Raw genomic sequence first — 23,859 nt, 5'->3', positions numbered from 1 at the left:
GGGAGAAGAGCTATGCAAATTGAGATGAAAGGAATCTGTAAATCGTTTAGTGATCATGCTGTACTGACTGATGCCGGTTTCAGCCTGGAAAGCGGCGAGGTCCATGCACTGATGGGTGAAAACGGGGCTGGAAAATCCACTCTCATGAAGATACTGACAGGTATCTATGAGAAAGATTCCGGAACGGTATTGATCGATGGAGAAGAGGTTGTTTATAAAACACCGAAAGAAGCGGAACATGCAGGTATTATCCTGATCCATCAGGAACTGAATGTACTTTTTGACCTGACAGTAGAGGAAAATCTCTTCCTGGGGAAGGAGATAACAACTCGTAGAGGAATCTGCAATAAAAAAGAAATGCAAAAACAGGCAGAAACCATTCTGGAAAAATTAGGGGTTAAAATACCTGTGAAGAAAAGGATGGCAGAGCTGGCGGTAGGGCAGCAGCAGATGATAGAAATCTGCAGGGCGCTTATGAGCGAGGCAAAGGTGATCATTATGGATGAGCCTACAGCGGCACTTACGGCCAGTGAAACGGAAATTCTTTTTAAGGTAATAAAAAAGTTGCAGAAAGACGGAGTTTCCATCATTTATATTTCCCATCGCATGGAGGAGATATTTGAGCTGTGTGACAGGATTACAGTTTTAAGAGACGGGCAGTATGTGGGAACAAAAGAAACCCAAAATACCAATGAAAAAGACATCGTAAAAATGATGATTGGACGTGAGATTGGGGAACGGTATCCAGAAAGAAAGAGTTCTATTGGAAAAGAAATATTAAGGGTATCGGGTCTTACAAAACATGGAATATATGAAAATGTAAGTTTTTCAGTAAAAGAAGGCGAAGTGCTTGGTGTGTCCGGCCTCATGGGCGCAGGGCGTACGGAAGTCATGAGGTCTATATTTGGAAATATGCAGCATGATGGAGGCGACATCTTTATTGATGGCACAAAATGTACCATAGACAATCCGGCTGCAGCCATAAAATATGGAATCGGCTTTATTACGGAAGACAGAAAAACCGAGGGGCTTATGCTGGAAGACAGCATAAAAAACAATATATCCCTGACAAATCTGGCCTCCATATCTGACCGGTATCATGTAATCAATAAAGGGAAAGAAAAAAGTTTAGCCGAAAATGCAATTAAAGAACTGAAAATACGCTGTTTCCATCAGTCTCAGGAATGTGGAAAATTAAGCGGTGGAAACCAGCAAAAGGTCGTGTTTGCCAAATGGGTATATACCAACCCCAGAATATTGATCCTTGATGAGCCAACAAGAGGAGTAGATGTAGGCGCAAAGAAAGAGATCTATAACATTATTAATGAACTGGCAGCAAAGGGAGTCGCAATCATTATGGTTTCTTCCGAACTTCCGGAAATTCTGGGAATGAGTGACCGGATTATGATAATCAGGGAAGGCACAGTCCGCGGTATCCTTAATAAGGAAGAAGCGAATCAGGAAAAAATCATGACTCTTGCAACAGGAGGGACACTGTGATGAAAGAAAAGAAACAGAAATGGTTCAATTATATGGGAGATTATGGCGCACTGATTTCTCTGGTTCTTATAGTGGCACTGATCAGTATCATAAGTCCAGAATTTCGTACGTCCGGCAATTTTCTCTCACTTTTAAGACAGTCTTCCATAAATGGTTTTATCGCCTTTGGTATGACCTTTGTTATACTAACAGGTGCCATAGATTTATCAGTTGGTTCCGTTCTGGCGTTGTCAACGGCACTTTGTGCAGGAATGATAACTTCAGGAGTTCCGGCAGGAGCTGCTATGCTTGCCTCCTTGCTGATCGGAGCATTTCTTGGACTGATAAGCGGTGCGCTGGTGACCAGAGGAAGATTACAACCGTTTATAGCTACGCTGATAACAATGACCGCATACCGGGGGCTGACCATGATTTACACCAATGGAAAGCCCATATCCAGGCTGGGTGAGAGCATGCTTTTAAAATCAATTGGAAAAGGCGATGTTTTTGGAATTCCGGTACCGGTTATATTATTGATACTTATGTTCACATTTTTTTGGTTCCTGCTTACAAAAACCACATTTGGACGCCATATCTATGCAACCGGAAGTAACTGGAAAGCAGCCGAACTGGCTGGCGTCAACATACGTAAAACAAAGATCATAGCTTATGTCATATCCGGCGTCATGGCCGCTTTGTCAGGTCTTATTCTTTTATCCCGTCTTAATTCGGCTCAGCCTACGCTGGGGTCCGGTTATGAACTGGATGCCATTGCTTCTGTCGCTCTCGGCGGAACCAGTATGAGCGGTGGCCGGGGCAAGATATACGGCACATTTATCGGAGTACTCATAATAGCAGTATTAAACAACAGTCTTAACATACTTGGCGTATCCTCGTATTACCAGGATGTGATCAAAGGATTGGTGATTCTGACAGCCGTTCTGTCAGACAGAAAACGGTAAAAATAAAAAGGAGGGAATATAAAATGAAAAAATTTAAAAAAGTGGCATCATTGGTAATTGTTATGGCCTTAGGGGCAAGTGCGTTAGTTGGATGCAGCGCAGGAGGCGGTGAGAAGAAAGAAGGCGGCAGTCTGGCAGGCAGCGGTCAGACAGTCGGATTTTCTGTTTCAACGCTTAATAATCCATTTTTCGTGACGTTATCAGACGGAGCAAAAAATGCTGCTAAAGAGAAAGGAATTCAGCTTACAGTGGTAGATGCAGGTGATGACAGCGCAAAGCAGATCAGCGATATTGAAGATTTAATATCAAAAAATATCAAAGTTCTGATTGTAAATCCAGTGGATTCCGATGCGGTAGCATCAGCAGTAGAATCAGCCACGAAAAAGGGAATTAAAGTCATAGCGGTTGACCGCGCGGTAAATGGAGCCGAGGTAGAGTGCCAGATTGCCTCTGATAATGTGGCTGGTGCAAGAATGGCGGCAGAATACTTGAAAGAGCTGGTTGGCGATGGAGCAAAGGTTGCTGAACTGGAAGGCGTGCCGGGAGCATCTGCTGCCATTGACCGCGGGCAGGGATTCCACGAAGTGGCAGACAAGGATTTAAAAGTGGTTTCCAGCCAGACAGCCAATTTTAACAGAGCGGAAGGCTTATCTGTTATGGAGAATATCCTCCAGGCCGATGGTGATATAAAAGGAGTGTTTGCTCACAATGATGAGATGGCATTAGGCGCTGTTGAAGCAATTGCATCAACCGGAAAAGATATCAAGGTAGTTGGCTTTGACGCTACGGATGATGCGAGAAAAGCGGTGGAAGACGGTACAATGGCAGCGACAGTCGCACAGCAGCCGGAACTGATGGGAAAGACAGCTGTTGAAACTGCTATTTCAATCATGGAAGGAAAAAGTGTTGAGAAGTCCATACCGGTGGAAGTTACGCTGATCAAGAAATAAAAACTTAAGTCCAGCCAGATTATCCGTATAAGATAATCTGGCTGGATTTTTTTTGTATGCAGCAAACCACAGATATCCAAGCCATAAAAACTAGTGTAACCGTCAGACGGCGGGCAGGAGAGACTTTGGGCCAGGGAAATCCTATGGAATCAAGAAGGTAAGAATATTATAGATTTCAGACAGAATATTAAATAGATTTCCGAATTCTGTTTTAGTACTATAATACTATCATTATATACGAAAAGGAGACCACTGTATCGGAGCTGGAAGAAGCAAGCGATACATTTCTTGCGAACGGCATCATACCCTTTGCTCTTGCCAATGGGCCAAATTGGACAGGTTCCATGTATTTTCAGTATCTGGCAGCCAGGAAAGGCGGTCCGGAACCATTTCGGAATGCATGTGACGGCAGCGGTAGCTTTGAGGAAGAGTGCTTAACTGGCTCCTGGAATACAGCGGTCTTTAAGACTGACAGTGAAGAGGGCGGAAGTGATTTTTACAGCAAGGTGGGATGGTTTGGTTTCCCTGCCGTTGATGGTTGGTCTGCGGATGTTTCCATTCTATGCGGAACCCTGGGTCAGTACTTAAATCCAAGCGTTGCCAATGCCCATCTGGATGGAAACCAGGAGGTTTTCGGCCTTACCATAACTCCTAAAGAGGCAAACAAGAAGATGCAGGAGGCACAGGCGGAAGTTCTTTCCGGTGAAAAATAAGGGATAATGCGGTTCGCTGACAAAGGGCTTCCCCATTAACAAACACAGATCCTATCTGTAGGTAACGGGTATCTGAATGGAGCTCCTGCCTTCGAACGGGAAATGAACCATTTCTTAAGCCAGAAGGATCCCAGAATCAGAATCGTGGAGGAAGCTGACGGCACTTACCTGGAGATGGAAGCGGAAAAAGAACTGTTTGAAATCAAAACAGAGATCATAGGCACGGAAAAACTTGGGATGGTGCGGATCGTGGAAGCTCCTTATGAAGATCCTAAAGGAGATCCCATTGTCCTTAATACGGATTATTTGGGACTTCCCAGAAAAACCTTCCCGATGGTCGGTTCTTTGGAAAATTTAAAGGAAGGATATAACCGGATAAAGGTGTGGGGAAGGTAAAGGATTCGTCATCAAACATATATATTTTTTTACATAGCCGTTTGTTCTAACAGGAGCAAACGGCTAATCCCATTGTTTATGAAAATTTAACAATGAAAGAGGCATATTAAGGAATAAACCTCTTGTACTTTTTCTTGTTTCGTTATATACTAAATACTGTATACAAAAAAATAAAAAAATACAATCCTAAGAGATAAAAAGTGAGGGATGTTTGCCTATGATAAGACATCTGGGATTAAAAGCATATGGTAAGATTAATCTGGGACTTGATGTTTTAAGAAAACGGGAAGACGGATACCATGAGGTACGAATGATCATGCAGACCGTAGGCCTTTATGATAAGATTGATATTTACTTAAAAGAGACTCCGGGAATTGAGGTAGTGACAAATCTCTATTATCTTCCAGTGAATGAAAACAACCTGGTTTATAAAGCAGCCAGGCTTCTGATGGAGGAGTTTCATATTATTCACGGAATCCGCATTCACTTAAATAAATTCATACCGGTTTCTGCAGGTATGGCCGGCGGCAGCAGCGATGCGGCGACGGTACTGTTCGGAGTGAACAAGATGTTCCAGCTAGGCCTGACAAGAGAAGAACTGATGGAACGGGGGGTGAAGATCGGAGCGGATGTTCCCTATTGTTTGATGAGAGGAACTGCGCTGAGCGAAGGAATCGGGGAAATTTTAACGCCTCTTCCCGATATGCCCCAGTGCCAGGTGCTCATAGCAAAGCCTGGGGTCAGCGTATCCACGAAGTTCGTTTATGAGCATCTGGATTTACCCGGCTTACGGCGAGAGGATCACCCGGATATTGACGGCATGATCGAAGCCATTTCGAACCACAACATATACCAGGTGTCGGAACGCCTGGGAAATGTGCTTGAAACAGTTACGATACCGGAATATCCGGTGATTGCACAGATTAAAGACAAAATGATAGAATTGGGAGCAGTGAACGCCTTAATGAGCGGAAGCGGCCCTACGGTTTTTGGCATTTTTACAAGCCCAAAAGCCGCAGAAAGGGCTTATGAGGAATTGAGGTATGGCGAGGCAAAGAGCCTTGCAAAACAGGTTTATCTGACGAACTTTTATAATACCAGGGAGGTTACAAATGAGCAATGATTTAAAGGTTAATATGAATGAATATCTGCCCCTTCGGGACGTAGTCTTTAACACGCTGCGCCAGGCAATTTTAAAAGGGGAACTGGCACCGGGAGAGCGCCTTATGGAGATCCAGCTTGCGGAACGTCTTGGAGTCAGCCGTACGCCTATCCGGGAAGCCATACGGAAACTGGAACTGGAAGGGCTTGTATTAATGATACCCAGAAAGGGAGCCGAGGTTGCTAAGATTTCGGAGAAGAGCTTAAGGGATGTATTGGAGGTCCGCAGATCCTTAGAGGAGCTTGCGATAGAACTGGCCTGCCAGCGTATGACCCCGGAGGCCGTAGAGGAGCTTGAAAAAAAGCAGGAAGAATTTAAAGAGGCTGTGGAACAGGGCAATCCAATGGAGATTGCGGAGACGGATGAAGCTTATCATGATGTGATTTATAAAGGTACCTGCAATGACAGGCTGGTGCAGATGATCAACAATTTAAGAGAGCAGATGTACCGTTACCGTTTGGAATACATTAAGGACGAGGATAAACGCCAGATCCTTTTGCTGGAACATGACAACATATTGAAGGCGGTCAGACAGCGGAAGGTTCAGGAAGCAAAAGAAGCAATGCGGGAGCATATTGATAACCAGGAGATCACCGTATCAAAGAATATCAAGGAACAGGAATAAGAAGAGAGGTATTTTATGACGTTTAAGGAGAAATATCTGGCCGGTGAGATAGAATTTGAAGCCATTGATGATTTTATTGAAGAGTGGAATATCAGCAGTACGCCCGAAACCCTTGCCCGGTTTCTCGGCCTCAATGAAGAAGAAGAAGATGTGTGGATCGAAGAGAGTGATGAAGCCTTAAAGGAACTTCTGGACAGGAGATAGGCCCACGGCAGTCATACCATTTTGCCCAAAAACGAGGGCAGAAAATTGCAAAAGATAAACAGAATTGGAAAAATTATTAAATAAATATAACCTTTCTTGACAAGGTGACAACGTGTCATTATAATAAGTGGCATGTTGTCACCTTTTCGTGTGTTCGGAGGATTCACATGGGAAAAGAGAAAGGAGAGATGAAAAGATGCCAACGGAACGGTTTTATAATCTTCCGGCAGGAAAAAGGAAAACCATCCGCGATGCAGCAGTGGAGGAATTTACTAGGGTGCCGTTTGAAAAGGCTTCTATTAATAAAATAATCCAGGCTGCAGGAATATCAAGAGGAAGCTTTTATACTTATTTTGAAGATAAGCGTGATGTTCTTAGATATATTTTCGAAGATGCAGCTGAAAATTTTCAGAATAGCTGGGTGGATTACGCGGAAAAAAATAATGGTGATTTATGGAAAACGGCCGAAACGTTTTTACAATACAGCATATCCAATACAAAGGAAAATGTTCTGCAGCTGATTAAGAACATTGCTGATAGTGAGACAATGTTTGGTGCGACTCATCAGCTATGCCAGGAAAATTCCAAAAGCCAGCAAGAGCTGCAGAAGATGATGTACCGTGCCATCGATACCTCTGATTTTAAAGATCAGAGTATGGAAACCTTTGGGAAACTGGTATCCATGATTTTCTTAGAACTTGCTCATTGTATGGGCTGGTACTATCACCATCGGGAAGATGAAGAAAAAATTAAGAAAATTTTCCTGGAAAAATTAGAAATTCTGCAATATGGAATTCGTAAACAATCATTACAATCTTAATATGGCCAAATAAGGAGTTATTATGACGAAGAAAAAGATATTCATCATTGCAGGAGCGGTTGTAATTGTGGCAGCCGTGGCAGGACTGATTCTTCCAAGGGTACTGGAAGGAAAAAAGGAGGAGCTTGTGGCGGAGGTACCGCCGGCTGTAACTGTAGAAAAGCCTGAAATCAGGACCATTGAGTTAAGCAATGAACTGATCGGAACGATTGAACCGGACAGTATCGTGCATGTTACGCCTCTTGGGGCAGGAGAAATTACAAGTGTAGGAGTTAAGACCGGCGATATGGTATCCGCGGGCCAGCTTCTCTGTGTCATCGACACAAAACAGGTGGAAAGCTCACGGATCACTTCAGAAACCGCCAGAATTACTTATGAAGACGCTAAGAAGAATCTGGATCGTTATTCCGTTCTTTATGCCGCCGGCGATGTGGCGGAAGCAGATTATCAGTCTCTGGTCGATAAAGTGGAGATGGCAAGGCTTCAATATGAGAATGCCAAAATTGCATATAAGATCCAGATGGAAAGCAGCCAGGTGACGGCGCCTATAGCAGGACGTGTGGAAAGTTTTAACATCAGCTTACATGATATGGTCTCACCTCAGACCACTCTTTGCGTTATTTCAGGGGAAGGCGGGAAATCCCTGACCTTTTATGTTTCGGAGCGTATTGTAGGAGGACTGAAGACAGGAGATTCCATAAGGGTAGAAAAGAATGGCACCGATCATACGGCGGCCATAACGGAAGTAAGTACAATGATTGATCAGGCAAGCGGCTTATTCAAGGTAAAGGCTTCCATACCTGATGGAGATGCCCTGGCTACTGGGACTTCTGTCAAGCTTTACGTAATCGCCCAAAGGGCAGAGAATGTCCTTACAGTTCCGGTTGACAGCGTTTATTATGAGGGCGGGAACCCGTTCATTTATACATATACAGATGGATCGCTTAAGAAAAATGCGGTAACCGTAGGGCTGGCAGACAATGAGTATACTGAGATCCAAAGTGGTATTGCTGCTGCTGATCAGGTAGTGACCACATGGACCAGTGAATTGTATGAGGGGTCTAAGGTTACTATTGCAGGCGGATATGATAATGAATCTCAGGCAGAAGAAGACACGGCAGAAGAAACTGGAACAGAACCTTCCGGTCCGGCACAGTAAGGGGGCGGTAATATGGGAATCACAAAAAGTGTTTTAAAGCGACCCGTAACCACCGTCTTAGCTATATTATGCTTGATTGTATTTGGTCTGTCCTCTGTTTTGTCTTCTAAAATGGAGCTGACACCGGAAATGAACTTCCCCATGCTGTTGATCAGCAGCGTTTATGCAGGGGCGAACCCGGAAGATGTAAACGATCTGGTCACCAGGCCGGTGGAAGATGCCGTAGGCACCCTGTCAGGCATTAAGAATGTCCAGTCCAGCTCCCAGGAGAATGTTTCCATCGTGCTTCTGGAGTATGAATATGGTACGGATATGAATAAGGCGTATTCGGATCTGAAAAAGAAAATGGATAATGTAGAGCTTCCAGACGACGTGGAAACTCCCAGCGTTATGGAATTCAATATTAATGACATGCCTGTGGTTACTTTGGCAGTTAAGGACCCATCCCAAAATAATCTTTATAACTATGTAAACGATAAAATCGTGCCGGAATTTGAAAAGATTTCATCCGTTGCAAGCATAGGTGTAAGCGGAGGTCAGAAAGGCTATGTTAGTGTCCGTCTGATTCCGGAGAAGATGAACCAGTATCATCTTACTATGAATTCCATCAGCCAGGCCATCAAAGCGGCTGATTTTACATACCCGGCAGGAAGTACCGGAGTGGGAAAGCGTGATTTATCTGTCAGTACCGGTGTAGAAGTAGGAAACATAGAAAGCCTTAAAAAGATCCCTGTAGTGGCTGGCGAGGGAAAGACCATTTATATGGAGGACATTGCCGTTATTTCGGAAACCTCTGAAAAGCAGGAAGCCATCGGCCGGTATAATGGAGAAGATACCATTACCTTATCCATTAATAAACAGCAGAAAAACAGTGCGGTGGATGTCTCCAAAGCTGTGTCAAAGACCGTTGAAACTTTGCAAAGAGAATACCCCAACCTGGATATCGTAGTTGTTGATGATACCAGTGACCAGATTACATCAGCCCTTAACAGTGTTAAGGATACCATGGTCATGGCGGTTATTATTTCCATGATTATTATTTTCCTTTTCTTTGGAGATATTAAGGCATCCCTCATTGTAGGAAGTTCCATTCCGGTATCCATTCTGGTTTCACTTATCTTAATGGCGGCCATGGGCTTTTCCCTGAACGTTATCACCATGAGCAGTATCGTTCTTGGTGTAGGTATGATGGTGGATAACTCAATCGTAGTTTTGGAGAGCTGTTTCCGCTCCCAAAAGGGCACCGGGTTCCGGGAATACATGCAGGCAGCGTTAGAAGGAACGGGAGTTGTGCTGCAGTCCATTCTTGGAGGAACCATTACCACCTGTGTCGTATTTATCCCTCTGGCACTTTTGGAAGGCCTTACAGGCCAGCTCTTTAAGCCGTTGGGCTATACGATTGTATTCTGTATGCTGGCATCACTGCTTTCGGCCATCACCATTGTTCCTCTGTGCTACAGCAGGTTCCGGCCTGTTGAAAAGCAGAATTCTCCTATGGGAGGAATTGTAAAAGCGATGCAGAATGGCTACCGAAAGATTGTAGACCGGTTGCTTAACAGACGTGCGCTGGTTATGATCGTGTCAGTTCTGCTTTTGATCGCGTCTTTTGCCCTGGCTACCAAGCTTGGGTTTGAGCTGATGCCCGAGGTGGACCAGGGAACGATCACCGTTTCTGCAGAGATGAAACCTGGGCTTAAGTTGGAAGAGGCGGATAAAATCCTAAAGAAGCTGGAAGATATTGTTACCAGTGAGGAGGATTTAAAGTCCTATATGGTAAACTATGGAGGGAGCGGCCTAAGCTTTACCGGAGGTAAAAAAGGAACCTTAACCGCTTACTTAAAGGATGACCGTAAGCTGTCCACCAAGGAGGTTGTAAACAAGTGGAAAAAGGAGATGAACCAACTTGCTGACTGCAATGTTACCGTTGAGTCCACCTCCTCCATGAGCCAGATGAGCAGCAGTAATGATTTTGAGGTAATCCTTCAAAGCTCCCAGCTGGATAAACTAAAAACCGTTTCAAACCAAATGGTGGCAGAGTTGATCGAAAACCCGCAGCTCATCAAAGTCCATTCGGACCTGGAGAATGCAGCGCCTGTATTAAAAGTCCGGGTTGATCCCATAAAGGCAGCGGCAGAAGGCGTTGTCCCAGCCAGTGTGGGCAGCTTATTAAACAACATGCTGAGTGGTACAAAGGCATCTACCATGGAAGTGGCAGGCCAGGAAGTTGATATTAAAGTGGAATATCCAAAAGATTCTTATGATACTCTTGATAAAGTAGAGGGCATCATGGTACCAAACAACTATGGCGGCTCTGCGGCGCTTACGGATATTGCGGATATCGGCTATGAAGACAGTCCTTCCTCAATCAGCAGGAAGAACAAACAATACGTGGTTACCATTACAGGCTCCTTTACCGATGTAGTAAAGACGAAAAAGGATAAAGAAGCGGCAAAAAAAGATATTGATGAAAAGATAGTAAATAAGTATTTGAATGATATCGTTACAAGGGCAAAGAACAGTGAGGATGAGTCTATGCAGGAGGAGTTCACCAGCTTGTTTAAAGCAATCGCTACGGCTATATTCCTGATCTTCATCGTCATGGCTGCCCAGTTTGAATCTCCAAAGTTCTCCCTGATGGTCATGACTACGATTCCTTTCAGCTTAATCGGGTCCTTTGGATTCCTGGCGGCCGCAGGAGTTGCTATCAGTATGCCATCCCTCCTTGGCTTTTTGATGCTTATCGGTACGGTGGTAAACTCCGGAATCCTTTATGTGGATACGGTGAACCAGTACCGTTCGACCATGGATAAGCGCACCGCTCTGATTGAAGCTGGAGCTACCAGGCTACGTCCCATTCTCATGACAACGCTCACCACAGTGGTGTCCATGGTACCTATGGCAATGGCGATCGGAAAGAATGGAGAAACCATGCAGGGCCTTGCATTAGTAAACGTGGGCGGTTTGACGGCTTCCACCATTCTGTCGCTGCTCATGCTTCCAGTATATTATTCTATTATGAGCGGTAAAACGGATAAGAATTTATTACCGGATTAAGAGACAGCAGGGAGCCGGACCTTCGTAAACTCCGGTTCCCTTTTGGAAGAAAGTGGATTTCATGTTTTAAACAGGATATGATAAGATAATGACAGGTAAACAGCATAAAAATCCCAGTTAAGGAGGATTCAGGATGAGAAAATGGAAACAGATCAGCGCATTTTGCCTTGCGGCAGCGCTTACTGTCTCCGGACCGGCGGCCACAGCTTGGGCCGGAAGCCCGGAGTTTGCAAGAACCCCAGAGGAGTGGTCAAAGCTCCGGGACAATGTGATGGAATATGATGAACTGGCAGGCCTGATCCGTGAATATAATGTGACGGTTCAGAAAAACCAGCTGGATATTAATGATAAGAAAAAGGATGACCGGATTACCAGTGACCAGAATGCCCAGTATTACCGGGATGCCGCAAGCGATTACAGAAACATGATTACCGGAGATGACCCGGTGTCTGATGCAAGCGGTGCGGCCAGCGCCAACAGTGCGGAAGCCATGGCAGATAACAATGTAGAGGATTTGCAGGTATATCAGCTTACCTATGAGCAGGAGGAAGCCAATCTGGTAGCAACGGCCCAGTCTTCCATGATCACCTTTTTTCAGCAGAGATATGAGCTGGAAAGTGCAAAGAGCAGCCTGGAGTTTGCAGAGGCTGCATACCAGTCCGCACTGGTAAGACAAAGTGCAGGAATGGCTACCCAGGCCGATGTACTGGGTGCTTTAGAGAGTGTTCAGAGCACACAGACTTCCATTGATAAGCTGACATCTTCTGTTGAGGAGACTAGACAGAAGCTTTGTGTTATGCTGGGCTGGAAATACAACGACTCACCGGATATTTTGGAAATTCCGGCTGTGAATATGGAACGCATTGCAGCCATGAACCCGGACACAGATAAGGATTCTGCCCTGGGCAACAGCTATACCTTAAAAATTAATAAGAGGAAGCTGGAAAATGCCGTGGGGGATATTACAAAGCAGACCTTAAACCGGACAATAACAAGCAATGAGCAGAATATCGGTTCCGATTTAACAAAACGCTACCGGGCGGTTCTTCAGGCAAAAGCAGCGTATGACCAGGCAGGTGCAGAATTTGCTCTGGAAAGTAAAAATATGGATACTGCCCAGAGGAAATATGACCTGGGATCCTTAAGCAAACTGGATTATTTAAAGCAAAAAAATGCATATGACACGAAGAATCTCGCTATAAAGACAGCAGAGCTTGCCCTGTTTCAGGCGGTTCAAAATTATGATAATGCGGTAAACGGACTGGCTTCGACAGGAGGTTTATAAGATATGAGAAAGAAAGGCTACTTATCTGCCTGTATGGCAGTGACTCTTACACTCACCGCTGCCCTGCCGGTTTATGGGGCAGCAGGACCCGGCAGTACGAGTATAACAATTCCTGATGGGATGGGAGAAGAAACCTGGAACAGGCTTAACGATCAGACCATTGAATTTGATGAGCTTTCCGATCTGGTAAGGTATTTTAATCCTGATGTACAGAACATAGCAGATTCGGCAGGAAATGAGTTAAGCAACCAGCAGTATGTATATGACGAAATGAGACGGTATATCCGGGATCTCAATGACGATGCACAGGCGATGAAAGATTCAGGAGCCACAGGCAGCGAGGAAGGGATGATGGTATACTTGACCTTAAAAGGCACGGCAAAGGCCCTGGGCGGTAATGCGGAGAAGATGAATAACGGAATCAAACGCATTGACTCAGGAATTAGGAAAAATGTTGACCGCTATTCAAGGACCTTCTCTTCTGCCGCAGATCAGATCATGATTGGCTATAACAGTGCCCTGGCCAATCGGGCCGTGGTTCAAAAGGCTCTGGATTTAAGTATATCAGGTTACGAAGCCCAATCAATAAGTTTTAAACAGGGCTTGGCGACGGAAGCAGATGTTCTGGAAGCCAATAAAGGAGTCCTGGCAGCCCAGGCGGCTCTTGACCAGCTTGACAACACCATCGACGGTTTGAAACGATCTCTTTGCCTGATGACCGGCTATCCAGCGGATGGATCAGTTCAGATCGGTGAAATCCCCCAACTGGACCTTTCCGTTATCGGGGCACTGGACCTGACAGCGGATACAGCAAAGGCGATTGGAAATAATTACGATCTGATTGAAAAACGCCACGGAGGTTCTAACAAGACCACTACCGGTATAAAGAATAAGGATGCCGGTATTTCAGAGGCTGAGCAGAACCTTACGGTTACCATGCAGTCCTATTACCAGGAGATCCTTCAGTCTAAATCCACCTATGACGCCGCCTCCACCGCTTATGAAAAGGCAGTGCTGGAAAAGCAAAAAGCTGACCGCTCCTATCAGCTGGGCATGCTGAGCAAGATAAACTATTTGCAGGCCCAGATGGCATTTTCACAGGCAGAGGGAGAAAAGCAAACCGCTTATAACACCTTATATCAGGCTTATAGTACCTACCAGTGGGCGGTTAACGGGATTGTAACGGCTTCTGAACAGTAGGCTCCGCTTTCTTGGAAAGCAGATCAACCAGCTTGAAACGGATATGGATCTTCGGAGCTTCCCGGCTGATTATCTGATAATCAGCTTCATCTATGGAACTTTTTAATATTGCTTTGGAAGCATCCGGTACAACCGCATACGTAGAATCTGTGAAACATAGCGGAGGATAAAGGACGCACCACCAGTTGCGTCCTTTTCCTTCGCCTATTTTTACCCGGACGGCCTCATAATTGCCGCAGGGGAATACCATGTCTCCATAGGTTTTGGTGGGAAAGTAACAATTGGTCAGTTCCATATGTGCGGGATAATCATATCCCAGTTTTTTCATGTAGTGTTCCGCTTTTTTCTCAAGGCTGTCCGTATGGGTGAGAACAAAGTCTTTTGTTTCCTCAAGGGATGCATTTTCTCCAAGGTCCTCATATATTGAATTGAGCAGCATGGTGCGAACTTTTAATTTCAGGGTTTGGTCTTCTGTGCTGTCGCTGTTTGCTAATACGTGAAAACGCAGGATTTCCGGTGCGATCCGTGCGGCCAGTGCTTCATCCTTTTGCCTTCCGTCTGACAGGGTAAGCAAAAATGCGATCAGAAGACAGGTAATACATAAAAATAAATCGTGTCTCTGTTTCATAGGGGTTCCTCCTTTTTTCTGGAATCTATTTGTAATTGTAACCATATGTGCTATAATATAAACACTGTAAAATTGAGAAATTAATGAGGAGAGTAAAATGGATAGAAAAACTGCGGTTGTACTATTCGGCGGCCAGTCATCAGAGCATATTGTATCCTGTATGTCAGTGGTCAATGTTATTAACCATATTAATAGAGAGAAATACGATGTAGTTTTAATTGGAATCACAGAAGAAGGCCGTTGGATAAAAACGGATTCTGTAGAAGATATAGAAAAAGGCACATGGAAAGATGGTTCGGTTTCAGCAGTGATCTCTCCTGATGCAACCATGTGCGGTGTTATTCTGATGGACGGGGAAAAGACAGAGATCGTCAGGGTTGATGTGGTATTCCCAGTGCTCCATGGATTATTTGGAGAGGATGGAACCGTTCAAGGGCTTTTGGAGCTGGCGGGGATTCCATATGTGGGCTGCGGGGTGCTGGCCTCTGCTATTTCCATGGATAAATTATATACAAAGATCGTTGCAGATGATCTGGGGATTACCCAGGCGGCCTATGTACCGGTAATGCGCCATGATTTAAAGGATATAGAGGCGGTTGTAGGAAGGGTAGAGGAGAAGTTCTCTTACCCAGTGTTTGTAAAGCCCTCCAATGCAGGCTCTTCCAAGGGAGTAAGCCGTGCGGGTGACAGGAAAGAGCTAATGGAGGCTTTGGCAGAAGCTGCAAACCATGACCGTAAGATTCTGGTAGAAGAGATGATTGTCGGACGGGAAATCGAATGTGCCGTATTCGGTGGCGGAAATGCACCGGTGGAAGCTTCCGGAGTAGGGGAGATCCTTGCGGCAGCGGAGTTCTATGATTTTGATGCGAAGTATAACAACTCTGATTCCAGAACGGTTGTTGACCCGGTTCTGCCGGAGGGGGCTACAGACCGGGTAAGAGAAGCTGCTATGGCCATTTTCCAGGCAGTAGACGGCTATGGCCTTGCAAGAGTTGACTTTTTTGTGAAAAAGGATGGCAGTGTGGTATTCAATGAGATCAATACCATGCCCGGATTTACGGCGATCAGCATGTATCCCATGCTCTGGGAATCGGCTGGAATGAATAAGGATCAATTGGTCGACCGGCTGATGGAGCATGCAATGGACCGTTACAGGATATAGGAGGAACGCCCTGTTGGCAGACATTTATGTCAAAAGCAGGCGGGAAAGAGGAATATAAATGGCAGACAGAAATTCACCTATAGGAGTATTTGATTCAGGTGTAGGCGGACTGACAGTTGCTCGTGAGATCATGCGGCAGATGCCGGATGAAAGAATCGTATATTTTGGTGATACTGCAAGGGTGCCTTATGGCAGCAAATCCTGCAGCACAGTGATTCGTTTTACCAGACAGATCATCCGCTTTCTCATGACCCAGGATGTAAAGGCAATCGTGATTGCCTGTAATACCGCAACCGCCTGCGCTCTAGAGGCGGTAGAAAAGGAAGTGGACATTCCTGTCGTAGGCGTGATCCATGCAGGAGCGAGAACCGCCATAGAGTCAACGAAAAACGGGAAGATCGGTATCATCGGGACAGAAGGAACCATACGAAGCGGAGTATATACCAGAGTGATGAAGGAAATGAGAGAAGATATTGAAGTGACCGGAAAACCATGCCCCCTTTTGGTTCCGTTGGTGGAAGAAGGGCTTTTGCACGATTCCGTAACCGATGAAATCGCTTCCAGATACTTAAGTGAATTAAAGGGAAAATATATTGACACACTGGTACTGGGCTGTACCCATTATCCCCTTCTCCGTTCTACAGTGGGAAGGCTCATGGGACCGGAAGTGACTTTGGTAAACCCTGCATATGAAACTGCATTGGAGTTAAAACAGATTTTGGACGAAAATGGCCTATTATGCGGAAAGGAAAGCAGTGATCTGGAAAAATACCGCTTCTATGTCAGCGACTTGGCAGAAAAGTTTACCAGCTTTGCCGCCTCCATCCTTCCGGGACAGGTAAAAGAGACAAAACAAATCAATATCGAGGAGTACTAAAGGAGTTTTATTATGACAAGAGATGTTCTCATCAGCATCAGCGGGATGCAGATTGCAGAAGACGACAGCAATTCTGTCGAGATGATAACAGCCGGCGATTATTTTTTAAAAAACGGCAAGCACTACATTCTGTATGACGAGATCCAGGAAGATACAGGGGGAGTGACCAAAAACACCATTAAGATCCATCAGTCCGGACTGGATATCATCAAACGCGGCAGTTCCAGCGTTCATATGACATTTGAAAAGGATAAAAAAAACATGTCCTGCTATGCCACGCCAATCGGAGAATTAATGATCGGGATCAACACAAAGGATATTCAGATTAATGAGGAAGAGGACAGCTTAAAGGTGAGGGTGGCCTATTCCCTTGATATCAATTACCAGCATGTTTCGGAATGCAACATTGTGCTGGATATTCACTCCAAAGCTACAGCGGATTTTCGTCTCTTAAATTAAAAAAGACATATGCCGGTTCACAATTGGCAGTATGCCTTTTTCAGTCATTCTAGTGAATGGATTCTTTTAGCAGAGGGATCGCTCCATATTTGCCTAAAAGATAGTCCTTGGAAAAACTGGCGTCAGACCGGACCTTTATGTCTGCTAAGGTGTAGAGCCTGGATTCATGATATTCATTCATATCTACAAAAGCCACTTCATCCCGTCGGAACTGCTGGTTATTTAAGATGGAGATATCATAGGTCGTGAAAAGAATCTGTATGTTTAAATTTTTGTCCTTCTGGAAAGTATCAATAAAAAACTTTGTAACAGACGGATGGAATTCATTTGATATGTTATCAATAATCAGAACACCGCCCTCCTGGGACAGATGATAAACCTGAATGAATAATTGAAGGTATTTCATAGTGCCCAAGGAAACCTTTGTGTAGTCCATATATTGTATTCGGTACTCGCCGGTTTCCCGGGATTTTACCCGGTATCCAAGCTTGGGGATTCCCTTTTCAATAATAAGTTCTTCTGCCGGGATTCCCAGCTTTCTTAGCTGTCTCAAGGCATAATTAAGGGCCTCCGGGTTTTCAAGGGCTTTGTATGCCCTTCCATCCATGACCAGATGGCCCGCAAGCTGGAATGGTTCAAGAAAATCACAATAATATGCGATCCGCTTCGAAAAAAAAGACTCAAAAGGCTCCATGAATGCCGTGATCTCGGGTATATCCAGGCATGTTAAAATAGAACAGAATAACCGGTCCTCATGAGGACGGATCCCTGACTTCTGCCGTAACACTTTTTCATATTGGCGTCCGATGGTAATCTCATCGGCATTCCGTGTGAATACCACATGGTTATCCACAGCCAGGTTTTCCGTGAGAACTTTCTTGTTCAGGACAGAGAAGCCATATTCATAGACTCGTTGTCCGCTGATAAAGGTAAGCTCCATTTCCGTGGGCTGGGTGTTGACTTTCTCATCCAGGAATGGAAGAATTTTATCCAAAGAGCTGATCTGTAAGAGTGACATAAAATGTTTTCTGGGAATGTCCTCCATTGAAAAAAGCTGCCAGAAAATAAAAGAGTGAAAACTGGTAAAAGCGAGAAAAATATTGGTTTTTCCACTGGAATTTGCTCCATATATGGCCAGAGTTTTAAGCAGTTTCTTGTTGCAGGCCATTACCAGATGATTTGGATGTTCCTTGTAATTAACCGCTTTCATATCAATAAAAGTTTCATCCAGAAAGGAACGGAAGTTTTTAAAACGAAAAGAAATTATCATGGTATTTTATCCTCCTTTCCGAGATTATACTGTAAAAAAATGTAAAAATAAACAATAATACAAAAAAAGTTGTTTACCATGTGATAATTTCATCCAGAATCTGCTGCTGCTCCTGGCTGGAACGGGTGAGATATATCCTGGTAGTTTCAATGCTTTCATGCCCCATTAAATCCGCCAAAAGAGAAATATCGTTAAAACAGGCCAAAAAGTTTTTGGCAAAACGGTGGCGGAAGGAATGAGGATAAACCGTGTCAGTATCTATTCCATAGCGCTTGGCCAGATGTTTCAGCTGAAAATTGATTCCCCGCGGGGTGATCAGACGTCCTTCTTTGTTTAAAAAGAGGAAACCGCTTCGTTTACCCTGGCTTTGACACCATTCCAGCGCCTCTACACATAGAGAATCCGGGAAATAGATTCGGCGTACCTTTCCGCCCTTGGAATAAAGGTCCAAATACCCCAGGTTTAAATGTTCTACCTTGATTTGAATCAATTCACTGACCCTGGCACCTGTTGCTGCCAGAAAGCGGACAATAAAATACCAGAAATAATTTTTCTCTTCTTTTAATTTCTCTTTAAAGAGCTCATAATCCTCATTTGAAATAACGGTATCCAGGAACGTTTTTTGCTGGACTTTTACCGAAGGAAGATGGTAAGAGGCGACTAAAATATATTCCTCTCCATTGGTATCCGCCAGAAAACGGGAAAAGTGATTCATGGCATAGATCCGCTGGTTGACGGTTGCCGGCCGGTAGCGGGTGATCAGATAGCTTTTATAACGCTGAAGGCTCTCCGGCGTGATTTCCTTATACATACTGTAAAATAACCGGACGCTGCCAGCATAGGCCGTAATGGTATTATTTGATAAATTCTTTTTCTTCAAAAATTTCTTAAAATCATTCAGCAATTCTTCATTTAACATAATATCCTACCAATTCACAATTTGATTGACAATTTGCTTTTGTTCCGTACTGCTCCGGTGAAGATAGATCCTTGTGGTTTCGATGCTTTCATGTCCTAAAATATCCGAAAGCATGGAAATGTCCCCGCAGCATTCAATGAAATTCTTGGCAAAGCGGTGGCGGAAGGAATGGGGATAAACCACTTTGGGATCCAAATCATAGAGGACGGTAAACTTTTTCAGCTGGCCACGGATTCCGGCAGGCGTGATCGGATCTCCATAACGGTTTAAGAATACGTATCCGCTTACACGGTCAATCTGGCGCAGCCATTTTAAAGCATCGTCCCGGAGACTTTTGGGTATGTAGATTCTTCTTATTTTATTGTCCTTCGAGTAAATATCCATATAACCGCGTTTTACGTGCTCTACTTTAATCTGAACCAGCTCGCTGACCCGGACGCCTGTAGCTGCCATAAAACGTATGACAAAATAATACAGCATGTTTCCGGAACGTATCAGACATTTTTTTAAGTACTCGTAATCTGCCTGACTGATAACGTTTTCCAGAAATGTTTTCTGCTGAACCCGGATCATCAGCATTTTCGATGAAGAGAGCTGTAAAGATTCTGTGTAACAATTAAGAGCCCTGATTCTTAAGTTGACGGTCTGGGGTTTGTAATGCTCCATAAGGTAACATTTATAAAGCATGAGATTATCATGGCTGATCACATGATATAACCCAAGAAATTGTTTTACTGCAAATAAATATACGTGAACGGTATTGGAGGACATGTTGTTGAACTCCAGGTAGTCACGAAAATCATCAAGGCTTTGCTCGACGACACTTTTGTTTTCAGCTTCTGAACTAGTTACTGCGTATTCTTTTACCATGTCTTTATTCTCCTTGTAGGTTGATGCAAAAACAGTTTAGCATAAGTATATAGGTGTTTCGAAAAATAATCAAGAAAAATTCGAAAAAACTGTAATAAATATTGAAAAAACACGTGTAATTGGCCTGTTGCTTACGATAATTTCCAATATTAGAAGTATAATTACCTCGTAATGCAATTGGGAATTTCGAAAAATATTTCAAAAAGAAAAAAAGGAGAGTGCATTAATTATGAGAAAGCAGACCAAATTAGTTGCTGTATTATCTACAGCAGCGCTGCTGGCTTTAGGTGCTTCTATGTCCTCTTTCGCAGCAACCGGCTGGCAGGAAGAGAATGGAACATGGGTGTACTATGACAAGAGCGGAGACTTAGAAACTGAGAAGTGGGAAAAATCAGGAGATAACTGGTTCTACTTAAACGAAGACGGCGAGATGGCTACCGATGTTGTTGTTGAATACAGTGACAACTACTACTATGTAGATGAGAACGGTGCAATGGTAACCAATCAGTGGGTTTCCGTAGAAAATGACGATTATGACGGCGGCGATGATGACGATGAAGAACCAATGAATCACTGGTACTACTTCGGATCAAACGGTAAAGCTTTTAAGAGCTCCAGTAACGGAAACAGCGCTTCTTTCAAGACAGTCAACGGAAAGAAATATGTCTTTGATGATGAAGGCAAGATGCTGTATGGCTGGATTGACGACAGCGGAGAAAGAGTAACTGGTGATGACAAATGGCGTGATGGTATTTACTATTGCGGCGATGAAAATGATGGTGCTCAGAGAGTTGGCGAGTGGGCGTATCTGGATATCGTGGATAATAGCTACGACAGCGCTGTAGATCCTGGTGTTTCCAGCGACAACTTGTTTGATGATGAAGATCAGACCCGTTATTTCTATTTCAAGACCAATGGTAAAAAGATGACCGACGAAAAAGGTAAGACCATTAATGGTAAGAAATACAGCTTTGATGAGCATGGCCGTATGAATGCTGAATGGGTTAACTGGGAAGCTACACCTACCGAGGCGAAAGCAACAGACAGCACTGCTACTGACTCTCAGGGAGGTGCTAAATACACCAGAGGATTCAGATATTATGGAAGCCCTGAAGATGGCGCCAGAGTAACCAAGGGCTGGTTCCAGGTTGTACCTGATTCTTATCTGAATAAGGATGATTATGATGATGATGAAACTAACTGGTACTATTCTGATAAGGATGGTAAATTAGTTGCATCTGAAATCAAGACCATTAATGGCAAGAAATATGCGTTTGATTCCTATGGCGTCATGAAGGATGGCCTGGTTGCTATTAAGTTTGTTGGCACCAGTACAACTGACATTGCTGATGTTGCAGGTGATGACGACTTGGCGAATTACAACTTTGATACAGAAGATGAATTCAAAGATAATGTATCTGGTTTGTATACGGATGCAGAATACAGAATGTACTACTTTGGCGGCGGAGATGACGGTGCTATGAAGACCGGCAAGCAGAATGTCAGCATTGACGGAGATTCCTTCCAGTTCTTATTCAATAAGTCCGGAAGCTCCAAGGGACAGGGTAAATTTGGTGTTGATAGTGACAAATATTACCTTGGAGGCATGCTGTTAAAGGCTGATAAGGACGACAAGTATTCTGTAGTTAAGGCTACGACAGAAGATGGAGAATATAAAGAACTCAAACTTCTGACAACAGAGAAGTTCTTAGATGAAGTGGAATATGAGAAAGTAAGCAAAAAGGGATATTCCGAGTACTATGAGGTTAAGGCTGGAGATAAGACAGAAGGCAATAAGACTGTAACATATAGACTGGTTAATACCTCTGGTAGTGTTCAGAAGAGCAAGAGCAAAGCAAAAGACGGCGATGATCGTTGCTACAAAGTAGAAAGCAACAAAGAAATCACAGCTGTATTTGTAGAGGATTAATTTATCATTGAATGAAGTAATTTCAGTTGCTTTTCTGGGGCCGCTGTACCATTGTTGAGAGATCAATCTGGGGCAGCGGCCCCGTTTTTATGAGGAATTTCATATAAAAATGCCGCATCCTGACAGTGATTTCGTCAGGAAGCGGCATTTTCAGATTTATAGGGATTTTTTAGCTGATATATGACTTCAACATCCACAGAAGCTTCTGGTATTCGGCCAGATATCCATTAAATTGATCTGCGGTTGCGCCATCATTATCGTCATCGGCCAGCTTGACGATTTCCTTTGTATCCCGGATCCAGTATTCTACATCCGAAATCAGGTTTTTAATGGTTTCATCTGAGGAGATAGGAACGTCCTCCAGCTCTTTTACGGAAGAGAGGGCCAGTGCTTTCTTTAAGCTGGCTACTGGTGAACCGCCCAAAGCCAGCAGCCGCTCCGCCACATCATCCATGATCTGGGCGGTCTGGTCATACAGCTCTTCTAGCTTTGCATGGAGTGTGAAGAAGCTGCGGCCTTTTACATACCAGTGAAGGTTATGAAGTTTCATATACATGACCTGCTGATTGGCCAGATACTCATTAAGTTTCTCAAATAAATTCTTGCTCATTACAATCCTCCTTTTCTTAACTGTTTATCATGTTTTCATAGTTGGAAGCAACAGCCTTCCAGTCAATTACATTGAAAAATGCTTTAATATAGTCAGCTCTGAGATTCTTATATTTTAAGTAGTAGGCGTGTTCCCATACGTCTATGCCAAGAATTGGAACAAATCCTCCGCCTTCCATGAGTGGGTTATCCTGATTGGCACTGGCGGAAAGGACCAGCTTGCCATCCCGGTTTGCCGACAGCCAGCCCCAGCCGGATCCGAACTGTCCGGCAGCCAGGCCGCTTAACTGATTCTGAAAGTCGGAAAAACTGCCAAAAGTCTTTTCCAGTGCATCCTTAAGGAGGCCAACTGGCTGCCCTCCGCCGTTAGGGCTCATAGTGGAAAAATACAGGTTATGATTGTAAAAGCCACCGCCGTTGTTTCGTATGGCCTTTCTGAGAGCCTCGTCGGAAATGTTGTCAAGGGAGGACAGGAGAGCGGTAATTTCTTTGTCTTCGACACCGGCCTTTTGGGCCGCGTCATTTAAATTTTTAGTATATGCTGCGTGATGCTTGGAATAATGTGTCTCCATTGTGAGAGCGTCAATGTGGGGTTCTAAAGCGTCATATGCGTAAGGTAATTGTATTTGATTAAACATAATAGTTCTCCTTTCGTTTCTAATTATGTTACATATGGAAAAGTTTCTCTTATGAGGAGGTTAGTGTTAACTAACTACCTTGTAGCTTGATTGTATCTTATGCCTGCAGTTTTGTCAATAGGTTTTTTAAAATTAAATTGAAATCAATCATAATAGTAATATTTGCAAAGAAAATGCTTTAAGATTGAGAATAATATAAGATTTAAACTAAATGAAAAGATAATTGCGATCTATATTTTTATATTAAAAACAAGCCATTATTGATAAAAATTTTCAAATAGGAGTAATAATATCTGCCTTTGAATACCGTAAAACGATTCGTATTCCTTCCTAATATATAGGAAGCAGGCCAGATTATTTTCATGATTCCATTTTCCGCGAAGAATTGACCAGAACCGGCCAGATACTGCTTTATGGCTGAAGAATTACCATTTTTCAACAAAAAATGCCGGAGTACGACTTTAGTCGTGCTCCGGCATTCTGCACAG

At 43.9% G+C, this 23,859-nt stretch carries 23 protein-coding genes; 17 read left to right on the top strand and 6 right to left on the bottom strand.

From position 1 onward, the window contains the following. Positions 1-12: 12 nt before the first annotated feature. From H171_RS16400 to H171_RS16340, 13 genes are all read left to right on the top strand, one after another. A complete protein-coding gene (locus tag H171_RS16400; protein ID WP_100306096.1) occupies positions 13-1,500 on the top strand; it encodes a sugar ABC transporter ATP-binding protein in 1,488 nt (495 codons plus the stop codon). Next, positions 1,500-2,441 (top strand): ABC transporter permease, encoded by a 942-nt coding sequence (locus tag H171_RS16395; protein ID WP_100306095.1) that lies wholly within the window; start codon positions 1,500-1,502, stop codon positions 2,439-2,441. The genes H171_RS16400 and H171_RS16395 overlap by 1 nt, the downstream gene beginning before the upstream one ends. Before the next feature lie 23 nt (positions 2,442-2,464). Next, positions 2,465-3,391, top strand: coding sequence for a D-ribose ABC transporter substrate-binding protein (locus H171_RS16390; protein ID WP_100306094.1), 927 nt, complete (start codon positions 2,465-2,467; stop codon positions 3,389-3,391). 344 nt (positions 3,392-3,735) lie between these two features. Next, positions 3,736-4,104, top strand: coding sequence for a hypothetical protein (locus H171_RS16385; protein ID WP_100306093.1), 369 nt, complete (start codon positions 3,736-3,738; stop codon positions 4,102-4,104). Between the two features lie 102 nt (positions 4,105-4,206). After that, the gene (locus H171_RS16380; protein WP_100306092.1) at positions 4,207-4,500 is read left to right on the top strand and encodes a hypothetical protein; all 294 of its coding nucleotides are present in this window, start codon (positions 4,207-4,209) and stop codon (positions 4,498-4,500) included. 217 nt (positions 4,501-4,717) lie between these two features. Then, positions 4,718-5,623, top strand: coding sequence for a 4-(cytidine 5'-diphospho)-2-C-methyl-D-erythritol kinase (ispE, locus tag H171_RS16375; protein ID WP_100306091.1), 906 nt, complete (start codon positions 4,718-4,720; stop codon positions 5,621-5,623). Next, positions 5,613-6,287 (top strand): GntR family transcriptional regulator, encoded by a 675-nt coding sequence (locus H171_RS16370; protein ID WP_025231279.1) that lies wholly within the window; start codon positions 5,613-5,615, stop codon positions 6,285-6,287. The genes ispE and H171_RS16370 overlap by 11 nt, the downstream gene beginning before the upstream one ends. Before the next feature lie 15 nt (positions 6,288-6,302). Beyond that, the gene (locus H171_RS16365; RefSeq protein WP_100306090.1) at positions 6,303-6,491 is read left to right on the top strand and encodes a hypothetical protein; all 189 of its coding nucleotides are present in this window, start codon (positions 6,303-6,305) and stop codon (positions 6,489-6,491) included. A gap of 196 nt (positions 6,492-6,687) precedes the next feature. Further along, on the top strand, positions 6,688-7,311 hold the full coding sequence (locus H171_RS16360) for a TetR/AcrR family transcriptional regulator (RefSeq protein WP_100306089.1): 624 nt from the start codon (positions 6,688-6,690) through the stop codon (positions 7,309-7,311). A 22-nt stretch (positions 7,312-7,333) separates the two neighbouring features. Further along, positions 7,334-8,470 (top strand): efflux RND transporter periplasmic adaptor subunit, encoded by a 1,137-nt coding sequence (locus H171_RS16355; protein WP_100306088.1) that lies wholly within the window; start codon positions 7,334-7,336, stop codon positions 8,468-8,470. Between the two features lie 12 nt (positions 8,471-8,482). Then, positions 8,483-11,524 carry an efflux RND transporter permease subunit gene (locus H171_RS16350; RefSeq protein ID WP_100306087.1) on the top strand — a complete coding sequence of 1,014 codons (3,042 nt, stop codon included), beginning with the start codon at positions 8,483-8,485 and terminating at the stop codon, positions 11,522-11,524. 133 nt (positions 11,525-11,657) lie between these two features. Beyond that, positions 11,658-12,809, top strand: coding sequence for a TolC family protein (locus tag H171_RS16345; protein ID WP_100306086.1), 1,152 nt, complete (start codon positions 11,658-11,660; stop codon positions 12,807-12,809). 3 nt (positions 12,810-12,812) lie between these two features. Then, complete coding sequence (locus tag H171_RS16340) at positions 12,813-14,009, top strand: TolC family protein (RefSeq protein WP_100306085.1); 1,197 nt, start codon at positions 12,813-12,815, stop codon at positions 14,007-14,009. Here the strand turns inward: H171_RS16340 and spoIIR are convergent. Next, complete coding sequence (spoIIR, locus tag H171_RS16335) at positions 13,978-14,637, bottom strand: stage II sporulation protein R (protein WP_100306084.1); 660 nt, start codon at positions 14,635-14,637, stop codon at positions 13,978-13,980. The two genes, H171_RS16340 and spoIIR, sit on opposite strands and share 32 nt — an antisense overlap. 97 nt (positions 14,638-14,734) lie before the next feature. Between spoIIR and H171_RS16330 the strand changes: the two genes are divergently transcribed. From H171_RS16330 to H171_RS16320, 3 genes are read left to right on the top strand one after another with little or no spacing between them, the layout of a single operon-like run. Continuing rightward, a complete protein-coding gene (locus tag H171_RS16330) occupies positions 14,735-15,799 on the top strand; it encodes a D-alanine--D-alanine ligase family protein (RefSeq protein ID WP_100306083.1) in 1,065 nt (354 codons plus the stop codon). A 58-nt stretch (positions 15,800-15,857) separates the two neighbouring features. Beyond that, positions 15,858-16,676 carry a glutamate racemase gene (gene murI / locus H171_RS16325; RefSeq protein ID WP_100306082.1) on the top strand — a complete coding sequence of 273 codons (819 nt, stop codon included), beginning with the start codon at positions 15,858-15,860 and terminating at the stop codon, positions 16,674-16,676. A 12-nt stretch (positions 16,677-16,688) separates the two neighbouring features. Beyond that, positions 16,689-17,135, top strand: a complete 447-nt coding sequence (locus H171_RS16320) for a DUF1934 domain-containing protein (RefSeq protein WP_100306081.1) — start codon at positions 16,689-16,691, stop codon at positions 17,133-17,135. 49 nt (positions 17,136-17,184) lie between these two features. Here the strand turns inward: H171_RS16320 and H171_RS16315 are convergent, their stop codons facing one another. The 3 genes from H171_RS16315 to H171_RS16305 form a co-directional block, all read right to left on the bottom strand. After that, positions 17,185-18,405 carry an AAA family ATPase gene (locus H171_RS16315; RefSeq protein WP_100306080.1) on the bottom strand — a complete coding sequence of 407 codons (1,221 nt, stop codon included), beginning with the start codon at positions 18,403-18,405 and terminating at the stop codon, positions 17,185-17,187. A 73-nt stretch (positions 18,406-18,478) separates the two neighbouring features. Then, complete coding sequence (locus H171_RS16310; RefSeq protein ID WP_100306079.1) at positions 18,479-19,324, bottom strand: tyrosine-type recombinase/integrase; 846 nt, start codon at positions 19,322-19,324, stop codon at positions 18,479-18,481. A 6-nt stretch (positions 19,325-19,330) separates the two neighbouring features. Continuing rightward, positions 19,331-20,194: a tyrosine-type recombinase/integrase gene (locus H171_RS16305; protein ID WP_025231292.1), complete on the bottom strand. Its 864-nt coding sequence runs from the start codon at positions 20,192-20,194 to the stop codon at positions 19,331-19,333. A gap of 229 nt (positions 20,195-20,423) precedes the next feature. Here H171_RS16305 and H171_RS16300 point away from each other — a divergent pair, with 229 nt between their 5' ends. After that, positions 20,424-22,124 carry a cell wall-binding protein gene (locus H171_RS16300; protein WP_100306078.1) on the top strand — a complete coding sequence of 567 codons (1,701 nt, stop codon included), beginning with the start codon at positions 20,424-20,426 and terminating at the stop codon, positions 22,122-22,124. A 169-nt stretch (positions 22,125-22,293) separates the two neighbouring features. Here H171_RS16300 and H171_RS16295 read toward each other — a convergent pair whose 3' ends face one another. Both H171_RS16295 and H171_RS16290 read right to left on the bottom strand, forming a co-directional pair. Beyond that, the gene (locus tag H171_RS16295; RefSeq protein WP_100306077.1) at positions 22,294-22,734 is read right to left on the bottom strand and encodes a Dps family protein; all 441 of its coding nucleotides are present in this window, start codon (positions 22,732-22,734) and stop codon (positions 22,294-22,296) included. A gap of 16 nt (positions 22,735-22,750) precedes the next feature. Beyond that, positions 22,751-23,371, bottom strand: a complete 621-nt coding sequence (locus H171_RS16290) for a superoxide dismutase (protein ID WP_100306076.1) — start codon at positions 23,369-23,371, stop codon at positions 22,751-22,753. Positions 23,372-23,859: the final 488 nt, after the last annotated feature.

It is taken from the genome of [Clostridium] celerecrescens 18A, from assembly GCF_002797975.1.
In the GTDB taxonomy this organism is placed as follows: Bacteria; Bacillota; Clostridia; order Lachnospirales; family Lachnospiraceae; genus Lacrimispora; species Lacrimispora celerecrescens.
This window is presented reverse-complemented; position numbering and strand designations above follow the sequence as displayed.

Excerpts from the sequence above, each read along its gene's own strand:
- H171_RS16400 (WP_100306096.1), top strand. The coding sequence starts at position 13 with ATGCAAATTGAGATGAAAGGAATCTGTAAATCGTTTAGTGATCATGCT.
- H171_RS16395 (WP_100306095.1), top strand. The coding sequence starts at position 1,500 with ATGAAAGAAAAGAAACAGAAATGGTTCAATTATATGGGAGATTATGGC.
- H171_RS16390 (WP_100306094.1), top strand. The coding sequence starts at position 2,465 with ATGAAAAAATTTAAAAAAGTGGCATCATTGGTAATTGTTATGGCCTTA.
- H171_RS16385 (WP_100306093.1), top strand. The coding sequence starts at position 3,736 with ATGTATTTTCAGTATCTGGCAGCCAGGAAAGGCGGTCCGGAACCATTT.
- H171_RS16380 (WP_100306092.1), top strand. The coding sequence starts at position 4,207 with ATGAACCATTTCTTAAGCCAGAAGGATCCCAGAATCAGAATCGTGGAG.
- ispE (WP_100306091.1), top strand. The coding sequence starts at position 4,718 with ATGATAAGACATCTGGGATTAAAAGCATATGGTAAGATTAATCTGGGA.
- H171_RS16370 (WP_025231279.1), top strand. The coding sequence starts at position 5,613 with ATGAGCAATGATTTAAAGGTTAATATGAATGAATATCTGCCCCTTCGG.
- H171_RS16365 (WP_100306090.1), top strand. The coding sequence starts at position 6,303 with ATGACGTTTAAGGAGAAATATCTGGCCGGTGAGATAGAATTTGAAGCC.
- H171_RS16360 (WP_100306089.1), top strand. The coding sequence starts at position 6,688 with ATGCCAACGGAACGGTTTTATAATCTTCCGGCAGGAAAAAGGAAAACC.
- H171_RS16355 (WP_100306088.1), top strand. The coding sequence starts at position 7,334 with ATGACGAAGAAAAAGATATTCATCATTGCAGGAGCGGTTGTAATTGTG.
- H171_RS16350 (WP_100306087.1), top strand. The coding sequence starts at position 8,483 with ATGGGAATCACAAAAAGTGTTTTAAAGCGACCCGTAACCACCGTCTTA.
- H171_RS16345 (WP_100306086.1), top strand. The coding sequence starts at position 11,658 with ATGAGAAAATGGAAACAGATCAGCGCATTTTGCCTTGCGGCAGCGCTT.
- H171_RS16340 (WP_100306085.1), top strand. The coding sequence starts at position 12,813 with ATGAGAAAGAAAGGCTACTTATCTGCCTGTATGGCAGTGACTCTTACA.
- spoIIR (WP_100306084.1), bottom strand. The coding sequence starts at position 14,637 with ATGAAACAGAGACACGATTTATTTTTATGTATTACCTGTCTTCTGATC.
- H171_RS16330 (WP_100306083.1), top strand. The coding sequence starts at position 14,735 with ATGGATAGAAAAACTGCGGTTGTACTATTCGGCGGCCAGTCATCAGAG.
- murI (WP_100306082.1), top strand. The coding sequence starts at position 15,858 with ATGGCAGACAGAAATTCACCTATAGGAGTATTTGATTCAGGTGTAGGC.
- H171_RS16320 (WP_100306081.1), top strand. The coding sequence starts at position 16,689 with ATGACAAGAGATGTTCTCATCAGCATCAGCGGGATGCAGATTGCAGAA.
- H171_RS16315 (WP_100306080.1), bottom strand. The coding sequence starts at position 18,405 with ATGATAATTTCTTTTCGTTTTAAAAACTTCCGTTCCTTTCTGGATGAA.
- H171_RS16310 (WP_100306079.1), bottom strand. The coding sequence starts at position 19,324 with ATGTTAAATGAAGAATTGCTGAATGATTTTAAGAAATTTTTGAAGAAA.
- H171_RS16305 (WP_025231292.1), bottom strand. The coding sequence starts at position 20,194 with ATGGTAAAAGAATACGCAGTAACTAGTTCAGAAGCTGAAAACAAAAGT.
- H171_RS16300 (WP_100306078.1), top strand. The coding sequence starts at position 20,424 with ATGAGAAAGCAGACCAAATTAGTTGCTGTATTATCTACAGCAGCGCTG.
- H171_RS16295 (WP_100306077.1), bottom strand. The coding sequence starts at position 22,734 with ATGAGCAAGAATTTATTTGAGAAACTTAATGAGTATCTGGCCAATCAG.
- H171_RS16290 (WP_100306076.1), bottom strand. The coding sequence starts at position 23,371 with ATGTTTAATCAAATACAATTACCTTACGCATATGACGCTTTAGAACCC.